Genomic DNA, 22,057 nt, shown 5'->3' with positions numbered 1-22,057 from the left:
CTTGGAAATCGTAAGGGCGATGCCGTGTAGCAAGGCGGAAATGGCGGAGAGGATGGGATTCGAACCCACGAGAAGCTTTTGACCTCTACTCCCTTAGCAGGGGAGCGCCTTCGACCACTCGGCCACCTCTCCGTTGCGCCGCTGGATAAAGAAAAGCGCCGGCACAATCAACAAGCCCCGGCCATTATCTCGGAAAAAGAAGTCATATATCGAAAAATAACGACGCGCCGTGCCGTGGCTTTCCCAGCTGCGGCGGTTCTGCGGCAAATCCCTGACCTGTGACTCGCGGCTTTGCCTTGATTCCGTCAGCCGGTTGCCGGATTCGGCTGGAAATAGGCGGTTGCGGCGGGGCTGATGGTTAACGAGAGCTTTCTGAGTGAGGCCAAATCGTGTCATTTGTGCAACAACGCAGGGGGATAGCAGCCGAACAGCCCTTTCGCCGGTACGATCGTTGTTGAACGGCGCCGCCTCATGGGTAATGTCGGTTTCGAGGAAGCGGCGCGGTGCGCATCTTTTTCGGTAGTGGGGATGGGGCAGGGAACGCTGTCCTTCAGCAAAGAATACCCAGACCCGTTTTTTAACTTTTGACTGGAGGTCAGAAAATGAACATTAAGAGCCTTCTCCTCGGCTCCGCTGCGGCCCTGATCGCAGTTTCCGGTGCGCGCGCCGCCGACGCCGTCGTCGTCGCCGAGCCGGAACCCGCTGAATACGTCAAGATCTGCGACGTCTACGGCGCTGGCTACTTCTACATCCCCGGCACCGAAACCTGCCTGCGCATCGGCGGCTATGTCCGTTATGATATCGGCGCTGGCGATATCGGCTCGTTCGATGGCGCTCGCGCCACCGACGTGCAGAACGGCAAGGATCAGGGCACTTGGCAGAAGAACGCACGCTTCACGCTGAAGACCTGGACCGGCCAGGAAACCGAACTCGGCACCTTGAAGACCTACACCGAGACCCGAATCAATTTCGGCAACACCCGCAACAGCGGTCGCGCTAGCTACAATAGCTACACCTCGAGCTACAATGCTGGCGCTGCCAACAAGGGCATCTCGCTGAACTTCGCTTGGATCCAGCTTGGTGGTCTTCGCGTCGGTAAGGATGAATCGGCCTTCGATACGTTCATCGGCTACGCCGGCAACGTGATCCAGGATACGATCGTTCCTTACGGCGGCTTCGACACCAACGTCGTCCAGTATTACTTCGATGGCGGCAATGGCTTCTCGGCTGTGGTCTCGCTCGAAGAAGGCTATGGCAATGTTGGCACGATCGACAGCTATGTCCCGCACGTCGTCGGCGGCGTGAAGTGGACGCAGGGCTGGGGCGCGATCACCGGCGTTGTCGCCTACGACAGCAACTATGAAGAAGTCGCTGGCAAGGTCCGCTTGGACGTCAATGTCTCGAACGAACTGTCGCTGTGGGTCATGGGTGGCTATGGCACCGACGACAACCTCAACGACAATGCCAACAACGTTGTCGACGCGTTTGGTCGCGGCATGTACAAGATTTGGGGCGGTAACTGGGCTGTGTGGGGCGGTGGCACCTACAAGTTCAACGAGAAGACCTCGTTTAACGCTCAGGTCTCGTATGACCAGTGGAAGGACCTCGGCATCGCTGCGAACATCGCCTATGACGTCGTTCCTGGCTTCACGATCACGGCCGAAGTCGATTACCAGAACGTTGGTCAGGGCGCCATCGACAACGGGTCGATCTGGGGTCACGCCGAAAAGAAGAGCAACATCGGCGGTATCCTCCGCTTCCAACGCTCCTTCTAAGGGCTGGTTCCTTACAGGTGAAATCCAGCCCGGGCGCACAAACGCCCGGGCTGTTTTTGTTTCGTGACTGGGTCAACGCAAACGAAGGAACAGGGGGAATTGGTAGCTGAATAAATCCGCGGGACGATATCGTGGGATCCGTTGATGGGCGGATGAGATCACAACCGCGTGATTAAAATCTCTTGAAAGGACGCTTCCAAGCGGATAGGGCTGATCTATCCACTCGGGGGTGAGACGAATTATGACCAACGAAGCGATTCAAGAGGGTAGCCCCCCGGATCCGTTTTCGATGTTTTCTTCTCAGAACTCAAAGATCAAATACACCTACAACAAGATAAGAGAAGTAAAGTCGTACAGGGTCGGAGAGCTTTTTTCAGCTTACCGGGACATACTTTGGGATGATGGGCGGCATAAATACAATGTCAGCTCCTTCATCGGCGAAATAGATGAGATACTCCTTGGGGAGCGTTTCAGCGCCGTTGACCAGAGTACCCTTGATAACCTTATCGGCACCTTGCGCCAGCGCGGCAACAGCAACGCAACCATCAATCGAAAGATGGCTGCCCTCAGCAAACTGCTGCGCAAGGCTTACAAGATGGGAGATATCCACAGCCTGCCCGAGTTCCGCCGCCAGAAGGAGCGGGCCGGACGGATTCGCTTCCTCGAGAGAGAGGAAGAGGCAAGGCTGTTTTCTGCCATCAGGAGCCGCAGTGAGGATGCCTACAGGCTTTCCGTCTTCCTGGTCGACACCGGATGCCGTCTTGGCGAAGCACTCGGGCTGATCTGGAACGACATCCAGGAACATCGCGTCTCCTTCTGGATCACCAAATCCGGCCGCAGCCGCACCATTCCGATGACCGAGCGCGTCAAGGAGGTGATCAAGCTGCCTCCAGCCGAAGGCCGCCGGCCCAAAGGCCCGTTCACCAAGCTCAGCCAGGCACAGTTCCGTGCGATTTGGAACGACGCCAAGGCCGAAGTCGGCCTCGGCGCCGACGATCAGGTCGTACCGCACATCCTGCGTCACACCTGCGCCTCGCGCCTTGTCCAGGGCGGCATTGACATCAGGCGCGTGCAGATGTGGCTCGGCCATCAGACCCTGTCGATGACCATGCGCTACGCGCATCTGGCCACCAACGATCTCGACGGCTGTGTCGTGGTGCTGGAAACGCCGCGAGGCGAAGCGTCGCCACACGGTGCCGAAGGCTCGGTGTTCTCGTCTCCGCTGACCGCTTCGACGTCAAAGCGGGGCCAGACGACAGAGGCGATCGCGGCGAAGCCGGCTAAAGCGTCTGGGAAAAGCTCGAAGGCCAAATAGTTCCGCCGGCCTTGCATATACTGTCATGATAACCCCAGGACCGGATCTGGTCTTGGGGTTTACTTTTTTGGTCTAATGCATGTCGCCCCAAAAGTGACCTCTGTTTTGGAAGGGCGACGTGCATAAAGTGCGTCGCATGGATCCGTTCAGACGCGACGCGCTTTAGCGCTCAGCTCGATCAAGGAAGGCCGATATATCGCTGGGAAGGCTGCCGGTTTCGAGGAATGGCGCGTGACCTTGGCCGTCGACCGTGATCGTTTCCATCGCCGGATGATGCGCTCGCATTTGCCGCATGGTGTCCGCCGACAGCAATCTTGAATTGGCGCCACGGATGGTGAGCAAGGGAATGGCCACCAGCGCGTCGAATTGCGGCCACAGGGCTGGCAAAGGCTGCGACAGGTCGAGACTGGCGACCGTGTCGACCAGTTTTGGATCGAAATCCGGCAGCAGCCCTTGATCTGTTTCCCGGTAGAGCGTCCCCACCATCCGCGCCCAGTCGGCGTCGGTGAGTATGGGAAAATCCTTGCCGTGAACGCTGCGCTGGGCATTCACCACCTCGGCGAAAGCTCTCGGCTTCGGTGCGCGTTCCAGGTAGGACTGGATGTGGGCTAGGCCGGCCGGCTCGATCACCGGCCCGATATCGTTGAGAACGATTGCTTTCAGCATGGCCGGCCGCAGGGCGCCAAGCACATGGATGATCAGTCCGCCACGCGAGGTGCCGATGAAAGCCGCCTCCTCGATGCCGAGTGCGGCCAGCCCGGCAAGGATGTCGCCGGCCTCGACGCCGACATTATAGTGGCTGACATCGGAATCGTAGGCCGACTGTCCGCGTCCGCGATAGTCGAAGGCAACCACCTTGTGCGGTACCGGGGATCGCGTCGAAAGATAAAGTGCCAGCGCGTGAAAGTCCCGCGCGTTACGGGTCAGACCGGGAAGGCAGACGACCGGCCAGTGTCCGGAATTCGATTCGCCATAGACGCGCGCATGAAGTCTCAGCCCATCCGGCGCGCTGTAGAAGAAGTCGGAAAAGCCTTCGGTGCTCGACATCTGGACACGCCACCTTCTTGCTGCGGGATCGTCTCGGACTGCTACAGGTGAGAGTGGGAGCGGTCAAATAGCAGGGTGACATCGAACTGCCGATCTCACCCTTGTGGAGATCAGCGGCGTTTGTGAAGGTGCCTGTCGAGCCCTCAGCTGCGCCCGTTCACCAGGTCGCCGACGATGTCGTATTTGCCGGAAATACGCATCTTGTAGACCTCGTAATTCTCCATCACGCGCTGCACGTAACTTCTTGTTTCCGTGTAGGGAATCCGCTCGATCCAGTCCACCACCGCATCGATGTCCTTGCCGCGTGGGTCGCCGTATTTCGCCACCCACTGGCTGGCCCGGTTGGGGCCGGCATTGTAACCGGCGAAGGTCAGCACATAGGAGCCGTTGAAGCGGTCGAGCTGTTCGCCGAGGAAGGCTGAACCGAGTGTCGCGTTATAGCCGGCGTCGGTGGTCAGCCGCGCCTGCGAAAACTGCAGCCCGGCCTTCTTCGCCAGTTGCCTGGCGGTTCCCGGCATCAGCTGCAGCAGCCCGCGCGCGCCGGCACTTGATACGGCACCGACGTTGAATTCGCTCTCCTGGCGGGCGATCGCATAGGCCAGTGCCTTGCCCGAGCCGGAAATATTGGCCGAATCAGGGATGACGCCGAGCGGGTGCGAAAGCGCACCGACATCGATGCCGCGTGCCCCGGCGATCTTGCCGACCTTCAGCGCCATGAAATGATTGTCCTGCTTCTCGGCAAGGACAGCGAGCAGCGTCAGTTCGCCTGGGCTGGTCAACTGGCCGGCAAGGTCGCGATAGAGCGTCTCGGCATAACGGTCATAGCCTGCCTCTTGCAACCGCTTGATGGCGCTGACGGCTTCGCGGCCAGCAAAATTCTGCCGGTCGGCGGCACTTGGCGTGGGATAGACGATGTTGAGCGCCTGCCGACCGACGCGTTCGGCGGCAAGCTGGCCGTAAAAGGTCGTGCCGTAGGCGGCGGCGCGCCCAAAATAGTCCTTGGCATTGCCCGGGCCGCCGACTTCCGCCGCGCGGCCGAGCCAGTAATAGGCGCGTGACAGGGTCATAGGCCCTTGGGCAAGGTCGGCAATGCGCGAAAAATGCGTCGCGGCAAGCTTGGGGTCGTTGAGGCCGCGCAGTGCATACCAGCCGGCATGGAATTCGGCCTCGGCCGCATTGGCTGCACTTTCGGCGGCATGCGTGGCGACGATCTTGTACGCCGTCTTCATGTCACCCTGGTCGACCAGTTCGCGTGACAGCACCCGGCGCTCGACCCACCAGGCGTCCGGATCGACCAGAGCCTCGCGGTCGGTCGGCGCCTTCATCACGACGGCCGCGGCACCGGCAAAGTCCTCCTGCTTGCGCAGATATTCCGCCTGCGCGAAGAAGTAGCCGGCCGAACGCTGGGATGCCGGCACTGCCTTCAGCAGTTTCAGCGCATTCTTGTCGCCTCTGTCGGCCGCGGCCCAGGCCTCGGCAAACTGCTGGGCGCCGGCAAGGCCGGCAATGCGCAGCGCGGAATTCACCCTGTCGGCATAGAACATGCGGTCCATGCGAAAACGGTAGTCGGCGGCAGGGATCAGGCTGCCGAATTCCTTGATCAGCGCCGTCTCGTCCTTGGCTTCAAGGATCGTGGTGCGCCAGAACGGCGACAGCACCGAGCGTGCCGCCTTGACGTCGCCCGTCGCCACATAGGCGCGGGCGAGAACCATGACGCCTTCGAATGTCTGCGGCTGGCTGCCATCGAACGCCGCAATGACGATGTCGGCGGCGGGGTTTTCCCTGTAGAGCGCGCGCTCGCTGTTCTTGCGCAGGGCAACCGTGCCCGGCCAGTTGGGCAGCATCTTCGCGGCGGCGGCGATGTCGCCGCTTGGAACCTTGTCGCCGCCATAAAGCGCGATCGCCCAGGCCAGTATGTGCTGGTCGAGCGATTGAGCGGGAAGCGCATCGCGCACGCCACGGGCGCCCGTGATATCGCCGGCCGCCAGAGCGTCCAGCCCGCTCTTCAAAAGCGCGACGCTGGGCGAGGGGGCCTGCTGTGCGCTGTCCTGCGGGCTCGGCATCGGAATTGCCGAGGTGACCCGCGCATCGACGCTGCCGCTGATCGCCACGCCGGGCATCAGCCCGGCAATGGCGCCAAGCAGCGCGAAGAGGTGGGGCCGACGCGTCGGCATGATCTCGTGTCTTTCCCTAATCCAGCATTTTATCAGCAGGCGAAGAAGCCTCGAAGCCTAAACTTAGGTCGTGAAGGGCTCGTAAACAAAGAGTTATCGAGGCCGTTCGAATTGCGTTTGCTGGCACCATGGCAATGCTTGCCGCGCAACCATGTCGAGACTATGGTGCGCCGCTTCGCTTTCGGTTAGAAGGCGCGCACGACAAAAACACCGATGCATGTCGCCCCAAAAGTGGATACCGGTTTTGGGAACAACGACATGCATAAACCAAAGATGCATGTCGCCCAAAAGTGGATACCGGTTTTGGGATAACGACATGCACAAACAAAGAAGTCCCAAGGAGTTGGACGACATGCTGAGAGGCTCGCTTACTGCGCTCGTGACACCGTTCGAAAAGAGCGGGCGTTTCGACGAGAAAGCCTTTCGCGCGTTTGTCGAATGGCAGCTGGGGGAAGGCACGACCGGTCTAGTTCCGGTGGGCACGACCGGCGAGTCGCCGACGCTGTCGCATGATGAGCACCGCCATGTCATCAAGGTCTGCATCGAGGTGGCCAAGGGTCGCGTCCCGGTCGTCGCCGGTGCTGGCTCCAACAATACCGAAGAAGCGGTCGGGCTTGTACAATATGCCGAGAAGGCCGGCGCGGATGCCGCCCTGGTCGTCACACCCTATTACAACAGGCCGACACAGCGCGGCCTCTACGAGCACTTCGCCGCTGTCGCCAGGGCGACCAAGCTGCCGATTATCATCTACAACATCCCGCCGCGCTCGGTCATCGACATGATGCCCGAGACGATGGGCCGGTTGACGCACGACTTCAAGAACATCGTCGGCGTCAAGGATGCCACCGGCAAGGTCGAGCGTGTCTCCGAGCAACGGATGACCTGCGGCAAGGATTTCATCCAGCTTTCAGGCGAGGACGCTTCGGCACTCGGCTTCAACGCGCATGGCGGCGTCGGCGCTATTTCGGTGACTTCGAACGTCGCGCCGCGGCTTTGCGCGGAGTTTCAGGAGGCGACCCTGTCCGGTGACAGCGCCAAGGCGCTGGAATTGCAGGATCGCCTGCTGCCATTGCACAAGGCGATCTTTCTCGAACCCGGCGTTTCCGGTGCAAAGTATGCGCTTTGGAAGCTCGGCAAGATCGAGAACGTGCTTCGGTCGCCTCTTGTCACGGTCGAGGAGTCGACTGCGTTGAAGCTTGACGCGGCATTGAAGCACGCCGGCTTGATTAATTGAGGATGAGGCGCCACCTCTCCACATCATGAATCAAGTCAGAAAAGCCGATCCCAACAACAAGACCGTTGCGGAAAACCGCAAGGCGCGGTTTTCCTATGAGGTGCTCGACACGGTCGAGGCCGGCCTGGTGCTGACCGGCACCGAGGTCAAGTCGCTGCGCCAGGGCCAGGCCAACATCCAGGACAGCTACGCCTCGGTGGAGGGTGGCGAGATCTGGCTGATCAACTCCTATCTGCCGGAATATCTGCAGGCCAACCGCTTCAACCACGAGCCCAGGCGGCGCCGCAAACTCCTGCTCAACAAGCGCGAGATGGCGAAACTGTCGCAAAGCGTCGACCGTGAAGGCATGACGCTGGTGCCGCTAAAAATCTATTTCAACGACCAGGGCCGTGCCAAGCTGCTGCTCGCTGTCGGCCGCGGCAAGAAATTGCACGACAAGCGCGAGACCGAGAAGCAGCGCGACTGGTCGCGCGAGAAGGGCCGGCTGCTCAAGGAGCGTGGGTGACACCAAGTTGCCATTCTTGGCAATGACAGTGCAGCTAGCCGGCTGACTGCATGGGGCTGCTGATTTGAAAAAACGGTTGGTCCTTTGGGGGACAGCGAGTCTGGTTTTCGCAGCGCTGGCCGTGGCTGGTGGCTTTGTTTACTTCCACACCTATTCTCCCGACCGTGGCAGATATCCGGTCAGAGGCATCGACGTCTCCCATCATCAGGGCGAGATCGACTGGCGGCGTGTTGCCGCCGACGATGTCGCCTTCACCATCATCAAGGCGACCGAGGGCGGCGATCATGTCGATCGCGCCTTTGCCAAGAATCTGCGTGAGGCGCGTGCGGCTGGCCTCGCCGTCGGCGCCTATCATTTCTTCACCTTCTGCCGGCCGGGCGCCGACCAGGCGAAGAATTTCATCTCGGTCGTGCCGCACGATCAGCCCTTGCTGCCGCCGGTCGTCGACATCGAGTTCGGCGGCAATTGTCCGCAGCGTCCGTCGCCCGAACAGTTGAATGCCGAACTCCAGGCTTTCCTCGGACCCGTCGAGGCGGCATTCGGCAAGACGGCAATCGTCTATCTGACCGATGAGGCCGAGGCCGCCTATGCCGGCCAGATCGCCACCCGCCCGCTCTGGCTTCGCTCCTTGCTGTTGGAGCCGGATCGCCACGACTGGGTCTATTGGCAGTATCACAACAGGGGGCGCGTCGACGGTATCGCGGGTGATGTCGATCTGAACGTCCTGCAGGGCGGGCAGGACAGATTGGCGTCTCTGCTCGCGCCGGCGAATTGAGGTCTTCAGGCCGATTCGATCGGGGTGAACGTCCGAATCTGTTTCTTCACAAGTCGGGCTATGCCGTTGCAAATATTGACGATCCGGGTTCTGCCGGACACCCTGCTGCCGGTGTCAACCCAGCCAACTCCTGCCGCCGCCGCTTCAAGCCGCTGCCTGCGAAACCTGGGGCGCCAGCGTCACATTCGCATCGCCCCACACCTTCAGGGCGGTGATCACCGGTTCCAGGCTTCTGCCGCGCGGCGTCAGGCTGTATTCCACCTTCGGCGGCACTTCCGGATAGATCTTGCGGGCAATCAGCCCATCGGCTTCCAGTTCTCGCAGCTGGTTGGTCAGCATGCGCTGCGTGCAGTTGGGAATGCGCCGGCGGATCTCGTTGAAGCGCAGCGTGCCCTCGAACAGATGGTAGAGCACGACGCCTTTCCACTTTCCGTCGATATAGCGGAGCGTTCCCTCCACGGTGCAGCCTGGGCTGCAATCGAATCGCTCATGGCGGATGCGCGGCATGACGGTATCCTTTTCGACACTATGTGCTTTATATGTGCATTCTTGCGCTTTACGCACATAATTCGCATCTCTGCCCGACACAACGCTCAACAGCAATCGCGGAGACCAGAATGCGCGCCGTCGGCTATCAAATCCCAGCCCCCATCACCGATGAGGCCTCTCTCGTCGATATCGACCTGCCCAAGCCGGAGCCGAAAGGCCGTCAACTGCTGGTCGAGGTGAAGGCAATTTCGGTCAATCCGGTCGACACCAAGATACGGCGAAATGCCAAACCCGAAGCCGGAAGCTGGCGGGTGCTTGGTTGGGACGCCGCCGGTCGGGTCGCGGCGACCGGTCCGGATGCCAGCCTGTTCAAGCCTGGCGACGACGTCTTCTATTCCGGTGCGCTCGCGCCGCAAGGCACCAATGCCGAGTTCCACCTTGTCGACGAGCGCCTCGTCGGCCGCAAGCCCGGCTCGCTCGACTATGCGCAGGCGGCGGCGCTGCCACTGACGGCGATCACCGCCTTTGAGGCGCTGTTCGATCGCCTTGACGTGAAGAAGCATGTCGTGGGCGCTGCGAATGCCATCGTGATCATCGGCGGCGCCGGTGGCGTCGGCTCGATTGCGGTCCAGCTTGCGCGCCAACTGACCGATCTGACGGTGATCGCCACTGCATCGAGGCCAGAGACACGCGACTGGGTGCTTGATCTTGGCGCCCATCACGTCATCGATCATTCCAAGCCGTTGGCTGCAGAAGTCGCAGCCCTCGGCATCGGCGCGCCAGCCTTCGTGTTCTCGACAACCAACACCGACCGGCACCTCGCCGAGATCGCAGAATTGATCGCACCGCAGGGCCGGTTCGGTTTGATCGACGACCCCCAGACGCTCGATATCAATCCGTTCAAGCGCAAGAGCGTTTCTGTGCATTGGGAACTGATGTTCACCCGCTCGCTGTTCGAGACGCAGGACATGGCAGCCCAGGGTGAGCATCTGAACGAGCTGTCACGCCTTGTCGATCAAGGCACCCTCCGCACCACGTTGGGTGAAACCTTCGGTCCTATCAATGCCGCTAATCTGAAGCGCGCCCATGCGCTGATCGAGACCGGCAAGACCAAGGGCAAGATCGTGCTGGAGGGGTTCTGAAGAATGGCTACTTCCGCAGGAACGTCGCGATCTCGCTGAACACTTTGACGAACATGGCTTCCGTCAAGACGCCAGTGTTGGTGTTGTAGCGCGAGCAGTGGTAGCTCGAAAACAGCGTGATGCCGCCGGCCGGCAATTGCCCGCCATGCTTGAACGGGTAGGCGGCGACACGCCCGCCCAGTGCCCGCACCGTCGACTGGTGCGCTATCGACCCCAGCGCCAGCACAGCGCGCAGGTTTGGGAACCGGGCGATCGTCGGCACAAGGAATGTGCGGCAGGTGGAGATTTCGGCGCCGACCGGCTTGTTTTCCGGCGGTACGCAGCGGACAGCATTGGTGATCGCCGTACCGACAAGCTCCAGCCCGTCATCGGGCCGCGCCTTGAACTCCCCGCGCGCGAACCCGTGCGAAATCATCGTGGAATAGAGCAGATCGCCGGCATAGTCGCCGGTGAAGGGACGCCCGGTGCGGTTGGCACCACGCAGGCCGGGCGCCAGTCCGACGATCAGAAGCTCAACGGCTTCATCGCCCTCGAGTGGCAAAAAAGTCGGCACCGGCGCATTGAACCAGGACGGCTCGCGCTGCCGCCACTCGGCAATGAAATCATGCAGCCGCGGGCAGAGCGGGCAGTCGCGGTTCGGTTCGGAAGCGGAAAGGGTGGTCAAGGCGACCGGCCTCAGTAGTCGTCCTCGTCGACTTCAGCCGGTTCGGGCCGCCGAACGGGCCGTTCGGAGGGATCGCGGCCGACTTCGCTCTTCAGCGTCGTCAGGTCGATGAAATGGTCGGCCTGGCGGCGCAGATCGTCCGAGATCATCGGCGGCTGCGAGGCCATGGTCGAGACGATCGACACCTTGCGGCCACGCCGCTGCAGCGCCTCGACCAGCGTGCGGAAGTCGCCATCGCCGGAGAAGATGACATAGTGGTCGACGACATCGGCGAGTTCCAGCGCATCGACGGTGAGTTCGATGTCCATATTGCCCTTGATCTTGCGGCGGCCGGTCGAGTCGGTGAATTCCTTGGCCGGCTTGGTCACCACCTTGAAGCCGTTATAGTCGAGCCAGTCGATCAGGGGGCGGATCGAGGAGTATTCCTGATCCTCGACCAGCGCCGTGTAATAATAGGCGCGCAAGAGATAGCCGCGCTTCTGGAAACTCGACAGCAGCTTGCGATAGTCGATGTCGAAGCCGAGCGCCCGCGACGTGGCGTAGAGATTGGCGCCGTCGATGAACAGCGCGATTTTTTCACGAGGGTCGAACATGGAAAATATTCCTTTTCGAAAAATGCGGCCGTCTAAACGAAATGCGGTAGCGACTATCGGTCTGGCTCATAATAAACCGGCTGACCTTGTCCATCCGAGATAACGCCAGTTTGGCGGCAATCCAAGGCGTGATGGGGCAATGCAAGCAATTGTGATCGCGGCGTCGAACGCCATGGACACAACGGCGTTCTGCTTCAATCGGGTGTTTGACCACGCGATTGAGTGTCCTGCAGCGCCGACTTTGGCATGATGCTTGTATTTTGGCGGCGTTCGGGTTATGGACCGCGCCTGTTTTCCATCAAATCCAGGCATGAAAGGGGCAGTCCATGGCCCGCGTAACCGTTGAAGATTGCATCGACAAGGTCGACAACCGCTTCGAGCTGGTGCTTTTGGCTGGCCACCGTGCTCGCCAGATCAGCCAGGGCGCGCAGATCACCGTTCCTCGCGACAACGACAAGAACCCGGTCATCGCCTTGCGCGAGATCGCAGACGAGACATTGTCGCCCGACGATCTCAAGGAAGATCTGATCCATTCGCTGCAGAAGCATGTCGAGGTCGACGAGCCCGAAGCCGATGGCGAGGTGATCGCCGATCAGACCGGCGGCGCCGTTGCTGCCGCCGACACCGATGACGCCGAGGAGAATGTCACGTTCGATCGGATGACCGAGGAAGACCTGCTCGCCGGCATCGAGGGTCTGGTGCCGCCGGAAAAGAGCGACGACTACTAAGACAACGCTCCGGAAGCGCCTGGAACAATCCAGCGGCACTTCCGTCTCGGCAGTTTCGTGGCTATCTATGACATGCGCCGTACAGCAGTGCGGCGCATGATTCATTTCATCGCTGAGAGATTCCGCCCATGATGCGTCAGTATGAGCTTGTCGAGCGCGTCCAGCGCTACAAGCCTGACGTCAACGAGGCGTTGCTCAACAAGGCCTATGTCTATGCCATGCAGAAGCATGGCCACCAGAAGCGCGCTTCCGGCGACCCGTATTTCTCGCATCCGCTCGAAGTCGCCGCCATCCTCACCGAAATGCACATGGACGAGGCGACGATCGCCGTCGCTTTGCTGCACGACACCATCGAGGACACCACGGCGACACGGGCCGAGATCGACGATCTGTTCGGCCCCGAAATGGGCAAGCTGGTCGAGGGCCTGACCAAGCTGAAGAAGCTCGACCTTGTCTCCAAGAAGGCCGAGCAGGCGGAAAACCTGCGCAAGCTGCTGCTGGCGATCTCGGAAGATGTCCGCGTGCTGCTGGTCAAGCTCGCCGACCGTTTGCACAATATGCGCACCCTCGACCACATGCCCGAGGCCAAACGCCTGCGCATTGCCGAGGAGACGATGGACATCTATGCGCCGCTGGCCGGGCGCATGGGCATGCAAGGCATGCGCGAGGAGCTGGAAGAGATCGCCTTCCGGTTCATCAATCCGGAAGCCTATCGTGCCGTCACCGCGCGGCTTGCCGAGATATTCGAGCGCAACAAGGACGTGCTGACCGACATTGAAAAGGCGCTGTCGGCGCTGTTTGAAAAGCATGCCATCAACGCCGGCGTGAAGAGCCGGCAGAAGAAGCCCTGGTCGGTGTTCCGCAAGATGGAGGCCAAGGCGCTTTCCTTCGAGCAGCTGTCCGACATCTTCGGCTTCCGCGTCGTCGTCGACAGCGTCGAAGACTGTTATCGCGCGCTCGGCGCCATCCACACGGCGTGGTCGATGGTGCCCGGCCGCTTCAAGGATTATATCTCGACGCCGAAGCAGAACGACTACCGTTCGATCCACACCACCATCGTCGGGCCGTCGCGCCAGCGCGTAGAGTTGCAGATACGCACCCGCGAGATGAACAAGATCGCCGAATACGGCGTCGCGGCGCACTCGATCTACAAGGACACCGGCGGCAAGACGAACGGCGCCGGCCATGCGATCTCGAAGGAGACCAACGCCTATGCCTGGCTGCGGCGCACCATCGAGCAGCTCGCCGAAGGCGACAATCCCGAGGATTTCCTCGAAAACACCAAGCTGGAACTGTTCCAGGACCAGGTGTTCTGCTTCACGCCGAAGGGTCTGCTGATCGCGCTGCCGCGCGGCGCGACGCCCATCGACTTCGCCTACGCCGTACACACCGATGTCGGCGACACCTGCGTCGGCGCCAAGGTCAATGGCCGCATCATGCCGCTGATGACGGAACTGAAGAATGGCGACGAGGTCGAGATCATCCGCTCCAAGGCGCAAGTGCCCCCGGCCGCCTGGGAATCGGTCGTCGTCACCGGCAAGGCGCGCGCCGCCATCCGCCGCGCCACCAAGAATGCCATCCGCAAGCAATATTCCGGCCTCGGCGCCCGCATTCTGGAGCGCGCCTTTGAGCGGGCCGGCAAGACCTTCACCAAGGAAAACCTGAAGCCGGTGCTGCACCGGCTGGCGCGCAAGGACATCGAGGATGTGCTGGCGTCCGTCGGCCGTGGCGAACTTGCTTCCACAGACGTCATGAAGGCGGTCTTCCCCGACTACAAAGACGAGCGCGTCACGCAGGCCGCACCCAAGCAGCGCGAGGAGGGCTGGTCGAAGATCCGCAACGCCGCAGGCATGCTGTTCCAGATCCCGGGCCGCGCCGCGCGCAAGGACAAGGACCAGCCGCGCGACGGTGCCGTGCCGATCCGCGGCGTGCGCGGCGACCTGCCGGTGCGCTTCGCGCCGGAGGGTGCTGTGCCCGGCGACCGCATCGTCGGCATCGTCCAGCCGGGCACCGGCATCACCATCTATCCGATCCAGTCGCCGGCGCTGCAGGCCTTCGACGACCAGCCGGAACGCTGGATCGACGTGCGCTGGGACATTGACGAACGCACCAAGGAACGGTTTCCCGCGCGTGTCTCGGTCACCGCCATCAATGCGCCGGGATCGCTTGCCGATATCGCCCAGGTCGTTGCGTCCAACGACGCCAACATCCATACGCTGTCGATGGTGCGCACCGCACCTGACTTCACCGAAATGCTGATCGATCTCGAAGTCTGGGATCTGAAGCATCTCAACCGGCTGCTGTCGCAGCTCAAGGACAATTCGAGCGTCAGCGACGCACGTCGTGTGAATGGCTGACGCAGCTGATCTATGAGGGGATAGGCGCAGATGAAGACCGATGAAGTGCTGGGCATTTTCCGCGAGGCGGGTGCTGTTCTGGAGGGGCATTTCATCCTGACGTCGGGCCTGCGCAGCCCGGTCTTCCTGCAGAAGGCACGGGTGTTCATGCACGCCGACAAGACCGAGCGTCTGTGCAAGGCGCTGGCTGAGAAGATCCGGGCAGCGGTGCCTGGCAAGATCGACTATGTCGTCGGCCCGGCGATCGGCGGCCTGATCCCGGCCTACGAAACCTCGCGCCATCTCGGCGTGCCGGCGATCTGGGTCGAGCGGGAAGGGGGCGAGTTCCGCCTGCGCCGCTTCGAGATCGCCAGGGGTGCGCGCGTCGTCATCGTCGAGGATATCGTCACCACAGGCCTGTCTATCCGCGAGACGATCGAATGCCTGCGCGAGCTTGGCGCCGAGGTGGTGGCCGCCGCCTGCATCATCGACCGTTCGGCCGGCAAGACCCATGTCGGCGTGCCATTGATCGCGCTCGCCGAATACGAGGTCCCGGCCTATCCGCCGGACCGGCTGCCGCCGGAGCTTGCCGCGCTACCGCCGATCAAGCCCGGCAGCCGCAACATTTGACCAGGCATGTCGCCCAAAAGTGTGCAGCGGTTTTGGGAGTGACGACATGCATGAAAGCAAATTGGTCGCGATGATCGTCGGCATCGATCATTTCGTGTTGACGGTGGCATCGCTCGACGCGACCTGCGGCTTTTATCAGCGCGTGCTGGGCTTTGAGCGCATCGATACGCCGGGCCGGCCGACAGCGCTGGCTTTTGGCAGCCAGAAGATCAATGTCCACGAAGTCCGCCATACTTTCGAGCCCAAGGCGAAGTCGCCGACACCAGGTTCGGGCGATTTCTGCCTGATCACCGAACGGCCGCTCGACGAAATCCGCGCTCATATCGAGGCGAATGGCGTGGTGGTGGAACTTGGCCCGGTTGAACGCGTCGGCGCGCGAGGTCCGATGATGTCGGTCTATTTCCGCGACCCGGACGGCAATCTGGTCGAGGTCAGCGAGTACCGGTCTTAGCCGCCAGCAAGGCCGGGCCTTTCGGCTAAGCGGCTGCCGTTTCCATAAATTCGCCGCGATTGTCCAATGTTCGATCCGAAGAATGCTTGGCCCGAAGGGGCGGCAACAAGCACGCGCCGCACAGACGGTGTTCGGTTGTTCTTGCGCCAGCGCGTCGCTATATCAACGTTGTGATTGCCATCGGGCGATCGTTAAGCGCAAGATGATGTATCTCACACCCGGCGGAAACTGCCGGCGCGAGAGTTGTGGAACGGGAACAGAGTGCTTTTTCGACGCCGCAAGCCTGATGGACTTCTCGAACGGGTGCGTACCTACCTTTGGCCGCGCCGCTCATTTTCGCGCTCGCTTCAGTACTTGTCCAAGCGCATCCTGCGGCTGAAGGCCACCCCGCACGCGGTTGCCGCCGGTGTTGCGGCCGGTGTCTTCGCCTCGTTCTTTCCCGTCGGTTTCCATTTCGTCATTGCCTTCGTCCTGTGCTGGGTGATCGCCGGCAATCTGGTGGCGGCCGCTCTAGGCGCTGTTTTCTTCGGCAATCCGCTGACTTTTCCTATTCTGTGGGGCGCATCCTGGGAAACCGGCAAGCTGATCCTGCACGATCGCCTGCCTGCACATGGGCCGCCGGCACATCTGGGCGAAATGCTGCACAAGCTTTCCTTCGCACAATTGTGGAAGCCCGTGCTTGAGCCGATGCTGATCGGCGCGATTCCGCTCGGGCTGGTCTTCGGCCTGTTATTTTACGGCATCACGCGCTGGGGCATGAACGCTTTTCGCGAGCAGCGGCGCAAGCGCCTTGCGGAGCGCGCGCATCGCCACGCGCAATCGTCCCATCCCGGCGGAAGCGTCGGTTCCGCCGCACAATGATCATCGGTATCGGCAGCGACCTGATCGATATCAGGCGCATCGAGAAGTCGCTGGAGCGTCACGGTCAGCGCTTCGTCCAGAGGATCTACACCGAGGTCGAACAGGCGCGTTCGGAGAACCGCCGTGCCCGTGCCGCCTCCTACGCCAAGCGCTTCGCCGCCAAGGAGGCTTGCGCCAAGGCGCTCGGTACCGGTCTGGCGCAAGGTGTCTTCTGGCGCGACATGGGCGTCGTCAACCTGCCCAGCGGCGCGCCAACCATGGCACTGACCGGCGGTGCACTGGTACGACTGCAAAAAATCCTGCCGAAAGGTCATCGGGCGGCGATCCACCTCACCATCACGGATGATTTCCCGCTCGCTCAAGCCTTTGTGATCATCGAGGCGTTGCCCGTCGAAGAAGCGCCACATTGATTGCATCTGACGACCGGCATTGACGTTGCCCAGCGCGCGCCGAGACTCTATACCATCCAACGCACAATCGAGGACGACATGAGCGTGGCTGAAAAATCTGAGAAGAAATCCGGCGGGCTTGGCGAAACCGTCAGCGTCATCGTCCAGGCGCTTTTGCTCGCCCTGGTCATCCGCACGCTGTTGTTCCAGCCTTTTTCGATCCCGTCGGGATCGATGCGGCCGACGCTTCTGGAAGGCGACTATCTGTTCGTCACCAAATGGTCCTACGGCTACTCGCGCTATTCGCTGCCTTTCGGCCCTGACATTTTCTCGGGTCGCATCTGGGGCTCCGAGCCCAAGCGCGGCGATGTCGTGGTGTTCAAGTTCCCGCCGGACCCGTCCGTTGATTACATCAAGCGCGTCGTCGGTTTGCCTGGCGACAAGATCCAGATGAAGAACGGCCAGCTGTTCATCAATGGCGTCGGCGTGCCGCGCGTAAAGACCGGACAGATCGACAACCCCGACATCACCGAAATGCCTCAGCCGATCGATGTCTACCGGGAAACTCTGCCCAACGGCGTCAGCTACGACACGCTTGACCTCAATCCAAATTCGATTGGCGACAACACGCGTGAATTCGATGTGCCGCCCGGCCACTATTTCATGATGGGCGACAACCGCGACAATTCCGCCGACAGCCGGTTCACCGTCGGCTACGTTCCTGCCGAGAACCTGGTTGGCCGCGCCAATCTCGTTTTCTTCTCGATCGCCGGCAAGGCAAGCCCGCTCGAAATCTGGAAGTGGCCGTCGCTGATGCGTGCGTCGCGCCTGTTCCACTTCGTCAATTAAGGATGGCAGCGGCGAAACGCCTGACCGCCGATGCGCTCGCCGAAGCGCTTGTGGAACGCACTGGCCATGCCTTTGCCGACCGCCAACGTCTGCAGCGTGCGCTGACCCATGCCAGTGCCCGTGGCGCCAATGCCGGCACCGACTATGAGCGGTTCGAGTTTCTCGGCGACCGGGTTCTCGGCCTTGTCGTTGCCGACATGCTGCTGGCCGCGTTTCCCGATGCGGCGGAAGGCGAATTGTCGCTGCGGCTCAATGCGCTGGTCAATGCCGAGGCGCTTTCGGACATCGCCGAGGATATCGGGCTGCCTGAGTTGATCCGTGCTGGATCGGATGTGCGCGGGCTCGAGGGGCGCAAGCGCGTCAATCTGCGCGCCGACGCGTTGGAATCGCTGATCGCCGTGCTCTACCTCGATGGTGGGCTGGAGGCGGCGAGCGCTTTCATCCACAAATACTGGCAGCCGCGTTCGCAGGCGTCGGGCGCGGCACGCCGTGACGCCAAGACCGAATTGCAGGAATGGGCGCATCAGGCGGCGAGTGCCGTTCCTGCCTACCAGATCGACAGTCGCGAGGGGCCGGACCACGATCCGCTGTTCACCGTCAGCGTCAAGGTTGGTGCATTTCAGCCGGCGACAGGCAGTGGCCGTTCCAAACGCGAGGCCGAGCAGGCAGCAGCGGCTGCCCTTCTGCTGCGCGAAGGTGTATGGAACGCGGCATGACGGATATCGAAACTGCTGAAGCCCCTGCCACCCATTCCGGCTTCGTCGCGCTGATCGGCGCGCCGAATGCCGGCAAGTCGACGCTGGTCAACCAGTTGGTCGGCGCCAAGGTGTCGATCGTCACCCACAAGGTGCAGACGACCCGCGCCATCGTGCGTGGCATCGCCACGCATGACAATGCGCAGATCGTCTTTGTCGACACGCCGGGCATCTTCAAGCCCAAGCGGCGCCTCGACACGGCGATGGTCACCACCGCCTGGGGTGGCGCCAAGGACGCCGATATCGTGCTTTTGCTGATCGATGCCGAGCGGGGCATCAGGGGTGACGCCGACGCCATCCTCGAACGACTGAAGGATGTGCGCCAGCCGATGGTGCTGATCCTCAACAAGGTCGACCGGGTCAAGCACGAGGCACTTTTGGCGTTGTCGGCCGTCGCGAACGAGCGGGTGCCTTTCAAACGCACCTTCATGGTCTCGGCTCTGACAGGCTCAGGCTGCAAGGATGTTCTCGACTATCTGGCCGAAACGCTGCCTGCCGGTCCCTGGTATTATCCCGAGGACCAGATTTCCGACCTGCCGATGCGCCAGCTTGCCGCCGAGATCACCCGCGAGAAGCTCTATCTCAGACTGCATCAGGAACTGCCTTACTCTTCCCATATCGAAACTGAGAAATGGGAAGAGAAGCAGGACGGCTCGGTGCGTATCGATCAGGTCATCTATGTCGAGCGCGACAGTCAGAAGAAGATCGTGCTTGGCCACAAGGGCGAGACCATCCGCGCCATCGGCCAGGCAGCGCGGATGGAGATCGCCGGCATTCTCGAGCAGAAGGTGCATCTGTTCCTGTTCGTCAAGGTGCGCGAGAACTGGGGCGATGATCCCGAGCGCTACCGCGAGATGGGTCTCGAATTCCCACACTGAATGGACGGCAAGCTCACCATCGATACGGTTTTGGTCCGCCGGTTGGTCGCTACGCAATTCCCCCAGTGGCGGGATCTTGCCGTCAGGCCGGTTGCATCAGGCGGATGGGACAACAGGACCTTTCATCTCGGCGACGAGATGACCGTACGGCTGCCAAGCGCTGCCGCCTATTCCCTGCAAGTGGAAAAGGAACATCGCTGGCTGCCGAGGTTGGCGCCGCTGTTGCCGCTGCCCATTCCCGTACCGCTGGCGATGGGAGTTCCGGCCGAGGATTTTCCCTGGCATTGGTCCGTCTATGGCTGGATCGAAGGCGAGACCGCGAGGCGAGAGCGCATCGCCAACCTGTCGCAATTCGCCGAGGACCTGGCCGGGTTCCTGGTTACGCTGAAACGCGTCGATCCGACTGGCGGCCCATCGCCCGGGCAGCACAATTTCTTTCGGGGCGGACCGCTGACCGTCTATGACGGCGAGACAAGGCAAGCGATCGCCGCACTCGGCAACCGCATCGATTCAAGCGTAGCGAGTGCCGTTTGGGACGCAGCCCTTGCCGCGACCTGGCAGGGACCGCCTGTCTGGTTTCATGGCGATGTTGCCTCGGGAAATCTGCTCGTCGAGGACGGCCGCTTGAGCGCCGTGATCGACTTCGGCACCTCCGGCGTCGGTGATCCCTCATGCGACCTGGTGATCGCCTGGACTCTGTTCGAGGGCGAGAGCCGGGAGGTTTTCCGCGCCGATATAGCCGTCGATGATGCGACCTGGGCACGCGGACGTGGCTGGGCGCTGTGGAAGGCGCTCATCACCGTTGCCGGACATACGGACAATCAGGCCGAGGTCGAGAAATCTTGGCACGTGATCGATGATGTGTTGGCCGATCATCGGCACATGACGTGATGCAGCCGAGGCTACCTTTGCTGTTCAAGCGCGAGCAACACGCCATTGGTGAGGTGTTCCGTGTCGGTGGCGTATTCGAACGGAACGATTGTCGCCGCATAGTCGATCGGGGAGAAATCGGAGCCATCGGCGCTGATCAACGCGGCCTGCCGCCTTGCCGCTTGCATGTTGCCGAGTTGCGCATAGCAGGCGGCAAGCCGTGTTCGGATCCATGGCGTCGGCCGCGTCGCCAGTTCCAGCGCTTCGGCGGCCGTCCGGTACTCACCCAGCATGTAGAGCGCCAGTGATCGGTCGTATTGATACCAGTGCGGATTGAGTGGGTCGATCCTGATGGCGCGCGACAGCCAGGTGAGAGCATCGAGAGGCCGGCCGCGCATCGTCAGCAGGTGCCCCATCTGCTCAATGCATTCGGCATCGCCGGGATTGAGCTCGAGCGCGATTCGCAAATGATGCTCGGCCGCCTCATGATCGCGCATGCTGAGCCGCACCAGCGATTGGATGCGATGCGCCGTAGCCTGGTCGGGAGACAGTGCAATGCCCCGTTCGGCAAGGTCGCGGGCTTTCGCCAGCACGGCATTGCTGATGTGCCCGAATTCGCTGTTCAGCACATGCGACAGCGCCAGATAAGTATGGGCGAGGTCGTAGGCCGGATCCCTGGTGATCGCTGCCTCGAACAGTGCTGCCGCCCCTTTGAGGTCGCTTTGGGCCGGATCGCGCAGCAGGGCAACGCCGCGCAACACCAACTCATAGGCGGCCAAGCTAGTCACCGGCCGTCGCGAAGCGCGTTGCAGTCCGGCATTGTTGACCCGTACTACCAACCGGCCGACAATATCTTCGACGATGTCCTGCTGGATGGCGAAGAGCGCGGTATCCTCGGCCTGGTAGCGGTCGCCCCAGAGCTGGGTGGCGTTGGCGGCATCGACGAGATTGACCGCGGTGAAAATGCGCTCCGCCTGTCGCCGCACCGAGCCCTCGACAAGATAATCTGCGCCGATGCGGGAGCGTATGGCTGGCCATTCGGCCGGCGTATCGGATGCAAACGAAAAGCTCGAATTGCGCGCCAATACTGTCACCGTCCCGAAGCGGGCGAGGCCATTGATGATGTCTTCGGCAAAACCGTCAACGATAGCCTCATCAGCGGGATCGGCGCCATCATTGCGGAACCTAAGCACCGCCACGATCGGTTGCGCTCCGGGTTCGGGTGCCGCTTCCGTTTCAGGCACCAGCATGTAGCCGCGCTTCGACACCGTTCGCACCAACTCCTCGCCCAGCACCTTGCGGATTTCGCGCACCGACTGCGTCAGCGAATCCTCGGTGACGAAAACACCCGGCCAGACCGTGTCCATGAGTTCCGATTTCGGCACAACCCGGCCGATGTGGCGGGCGAGATGCGTGAGCAGCGAATAAGCCTTCGGCCGCAGAAAGGCCGGCTGATCAGCCCGGCTGAGCGTGCCTTTGCCCAGATCAAGCGTAAAACCGCCGAATTGAAACACCTGGTCGGTGGCCGAGACCGCCATCAAAAGGCCCGCTCCCTGAAAGCCGTGCCGATATTGGCCTATGGCTGAGGGGCTGGGTC

General features: G+C 61.6%; 23 protein-coding genes and 1 tRNA gene. 16 read left to right on the top strand and 8 right to left on the bottom strand.

Going from position 1 to position 22,057, the window contains the following annotated elements; genetic code table 11:
* Positions 1-41: 41 nt before the first annotated feature.
* Positions 42-132: transfer RNA gene (locus AC1DX4_RS06095), tRNA-Ser, on the bottom strand.
* Positions 94-396, bottom strand: a complete 303-nt coding sequence (locus AC1DX4_RS06090) for a hypothetical protein (protein ID WP_477219460.1) — start codon at positions 394-396, stop codon at positions 94-96. The genes AC1DX4_RS06095 and AC1DX4_RS06090 overlap by 39 nt, the downstream gene beginning before the upstream one ends.
* A 206-nt stretch (positions 397-602) precedes the next feature.
* Between AC1DX4_RS06090 and AC1DX4_RS06085 the strand changes: the two genes are divergently transcribed.
* Both AC1DX4_RS06085 and AC1DX4_RS06080 read left to right on the top strand, forming a co-directional pair.
* A complete protein-coding gene (locus AC1DX4_RS06085) occupies positions 603-1,775 on the top strand; it encodes a porin (protein WP_477219459.1) in 1,173 nt (390 codons plus the stop codon).
* Positions 1,776-2,016: 241 nt separating this feature from the next.
* Positions 2,017-3,090: a tyrosine-type recombinase/integrase gene (locus AC1DX4_RS06080; RefSeq protein ID WP_477219458.1), complete on the top strand. Its 1,074-nt coding sequence runs from the start codon at positions 2,017-2,019 to the stop codon at positions 3,088-3,090.
* Positions 3,091-3,252: 162 nt separating this feature from the next.
* Here AC1DX4_RS06080 and AC1DX4_RS06075 read toward each other — a convergent pair whose 3' ends face one another.
* Entirely contained in the window at positions 3,253-4,137 is an 885-nt protein-coding gene (locus AC1DX4_RS06075; RefSeq protein ID WP_477219457.1) for an alpha/beta fold hydrolase, read from the bottom strand.
* 143 nt (positions 4,138-4,280) lie between these two features.
* Positions 4,281-6,311 (bottom strand): lytic transglycosylase domain-containing protein, encoded by a 2,031-nt coding sequence (locus AC1DX4_RS06070; protein WP_477219456.1) that lies wholly within the window; start codon positions 6,309-6,311, stop codon positions 4,281-4,283.
* Between the two features lie 352 nt (positions 6,312-6,663).
* Here AC1DX4_RS06070 and dapA point away from each other — a divergent pair, with 352 nt between their 5' ends.
* The 3 genes from dapA (at position 6,664) to AC1DX4_RS06055 (ending at position 8,825) form a co-directional block, all read left to right on the top strand.
* On the top strand, positions 6,664-7,545 hold the full coding sequence (gene dapA, locus AC1DX4_RS06065; RefSeq protein ID WP_477219780.1) for a 4-hydroxy-tetrahydrodipicolinate synthase: 882 nt from the start codon (positions 6,664-6,666) through the stop codon (positions 7,543-7,545).
* Positions 7,546-7,570: 25 nt separating this feature from the next.
* Positions 7,571-8,050 (top strand): SsrA-binding protein SmpB, encoded by a 480-nt coding sequence (gene smpB / locus AC1DX4_RS06060; RefSeq protein WP_224622928.1) that lies wholly within the window; start codon positions 7,571-7,573, stop codon positions 8,048-8,050.
* A gap of 64 nt (positions 8,051-8,114) precedes the next feature.
* Positions 8,115-8,825 carry a glycoside hydrolase family 25 protein gene (locus AC1DX4_RS06055; protein WP_477219455.1) on the top strand — a complete coding sequence of 237 codons (711 nt, stop codon included), beginning with the start codon at positions 8,115-8,117 and terminating at the stop codon, positions 8,823-8,825.
* 144 nt (positions 8,826-8,969) lie between these two features.
* Here the strand turns inward: AC1DX4_RS06055 and AC1DX4_RS06050 are convergent, their stop codons facing one another.
* Positions 8,970-9,332, bottom strand: a complete 363-nt coding sequence (locus tag AC1DX4_RS06050; protein ID WP_027045275.1) for a winged helix-turn-helix transcriptional regulator — start codon at positions 9,330-9,332, stop codon at positions 8,970-8,972.
* Between the two features lie 110 nt (positions 9,333-9,442).
* On the opposite strand from AC1DX4_RS06050, the gene AC1DX4_RS06045 reads away from it, so the two are divergent.
* Positions 9,443-10,456, top strand: a complete 1,014-nt coding sequence (locus tag AC1DX4_RS06045) for a zinc-binding alcohol dehydrogenase family protein (RefSeq protein WP_477219454.1) — start codon at positions 9,443-9,445, stop codon at positions 10,454-10,456.
* 7 nt (positions 10,457-10,463) lie between these two features.
* On the opposite strand, the gene AC1DX4_RS06040 is transcribed toward AC1DX4_RS06045, so the two are convergent.
* Together AC1DX4_RS06040 and AC1DX4_RS06035 are read right to left on the bottom strand one after the other, a co-directional pair.
* Positions 10,464-11,120: a uracil-DNA glycosylase gene (locus tag AC1DX4_RS06040; RefSeq protein WP_477219453.1), complete on the bottom strand. Its 657-nt coding sequence runs from the start codon at positions 11,118-11,120 to the stop codon at positions 10,464-10,466.
* A gap of 11 nt (positions 11,121-11,131) precedes the next feature.
* On the bottom strand, positions 11,132-11,713 hold the full coding sequence (locus AC1DX4_RS06035) for a LabA-like NYN domain-containing protein (RefSeq protein WP_172230683.1): 582 nt from the start codon (positions 11,711-11,713) through the stop codon (positions 11,132-11,134).
* 326 nt (positions 11,714-12,039) lie between these two features.
* Here AC1DX4_RS06035 and rpoZ point away from each other — a divergent pair, with 326 nt between their 5' ends.
* The 10 genes from rpoZ (at position 12,040) to AC1DX4_RS05985 (ending at position 20,481) form a co-directional block, all read left to right on the top strand.
* A complete protein-coding gene (rpoZ, locus tag AC1DX4_RS06030) occupies positions 12,040-12,441 on the top strand; it encodes a DNA-directed RNA polymerase subunit omega (RefSeq protein WP_013896382.1) in 402 nt (133 codons plus the stop codon).
* A gap of 128 nt (positions 12,442-12,569) precedes the next feature.
* Entirely contained in the window at positions 12,570-14,798 is a 2,229-nt protein-coding gene (locus AC1DX4_RS06025) for a RelA/SpoT family protein (RefSeq protein ID WP_477219452.1), read from the top strand.
* A 30-nt stretch (positions 14,799-14,828) separates the two neighbouring features.
* The gene (gene pyrE, locus AC1DX4_RS06020; RefSeq protein WP_477219451.1) at positions 14,829-15,407 is read left to right on the top strand and encodes an orotate phosphoribosyltransferase; all 579 of its coding nucleotides are present in this window, start codon (positions 14,829-14,831) and stop codon (positions 15,405-15,407) included.
* A 70-nt stretch (positions 15,408-15,477) separates the two neighbouring features.
* On the top strand, positions 15,478-15,858 hold the full coding sequence (locus tag AC1DX4_RS06015; protein ID WP_477219779.1) for a VOC family protein: 381 nt from the start codon (positions 15,478-15,480) through the stop codon (positions 15,856-15,858).
* 261 nt (positions 15,859-16,119) lie between these two features.
* Positions 16,120-16,719 carry a DUF2062 domain-containing protein gene (locus tag AC1DX4_RS06010; protein WP_477219450.1) on the top strand — a complete coding sequence of 200 codons (600 nt, stop codon included), beginning with the start codon at positions 16,120-16,122 and terminating at the stop codon, positions 16,717-16,719.
* On the top strand, positions 16,716-17,129 hold the full coding sequence (acpS, locus tag AC1DX4_RS06005; RefSeq protein WP_027045284.1) for a holo-ACP synthase: 414 nt from the start codon (positions 16,716-16,718) through the stop codon (positions 17,127-17,129). The genes AC1DX4_RS06010 and acpS overlap by 4 nt, the downstream gene beginning before the upstream one ends.
* 78 nt (positions 17,130-17,207) lie before the next feature.
* Positions 17,208-17,957, top strand: a complete 750-nt coding sequence (gene lepB / locus AC1DX4_RS06000; protein ID WP_477219449.1) for a signal peptidase I — start codon at positions 17,208-17,210, stop codon at positions 17,955-17,957.
* A 2-nt stretch (positions 17,958-17,959) separates the two neighbouring features.
* Positions 17,960-18,673, top strand: a complete 714-nt coding sequence (gene rnc / locus AC1DX4_RS05995; protein WP_477219448.1) for a ribonuclease III — start codon at positions 17,960-17,962, stop codon at positions 18,671-18,673.
* Entirely contained in the window at positions 18,658-19,590 is a 933-nt protein-coding gene (gene era, locus AC1DX4_RS05990; protein WP_477219447.1) for a GTPase Era, read from the top strand. Before rnc ends, era begins: the two co-directional genes overlap by 16 nt.
* Positions 19,591-20,481 carry an aminoglycoside phosphotransferase family protein gene (locus AC1DX4_RS05985; RefSeq protein WP_477219446.1) on the top strand — a complete coding sequence of 297 codons (891 nt, stop codon included), beginning with the start codon at positions 19,591-19,593 and terminating at the stop codon, positions 20,479-20,481. It abuts the gene before it with no gap.
* 11 nt (positions 20,482-20,492) lie between these two features.
* Here AC1DX4_RS05985 and AC1DX4_RS05980 read toward each other — a convergent pair whose 3' ends face one another.
* Positions 20,493-21,998 (bottom strand): winged helix-turn-helix domain-containing tetratricopeptide repeat protein, encoded by a 1,506-nt coding sequence (locus AC1DX4_RS05980; protein ID WP_477219445.1) that lies wholly within the window; start codon positions 21,996-21,998, stop codon positions 20,493-20,495.
* Positions 21,999-22,057 lie beyond the last annotated feature (59 nt).

The sequence above is a fragment of the Mesorhizobium sp. P3_A8 genome (genome assembly GCF_056402995.1).
This window is presented reverse-complemented; position numbering and strand designations above follow the sequence as displayed.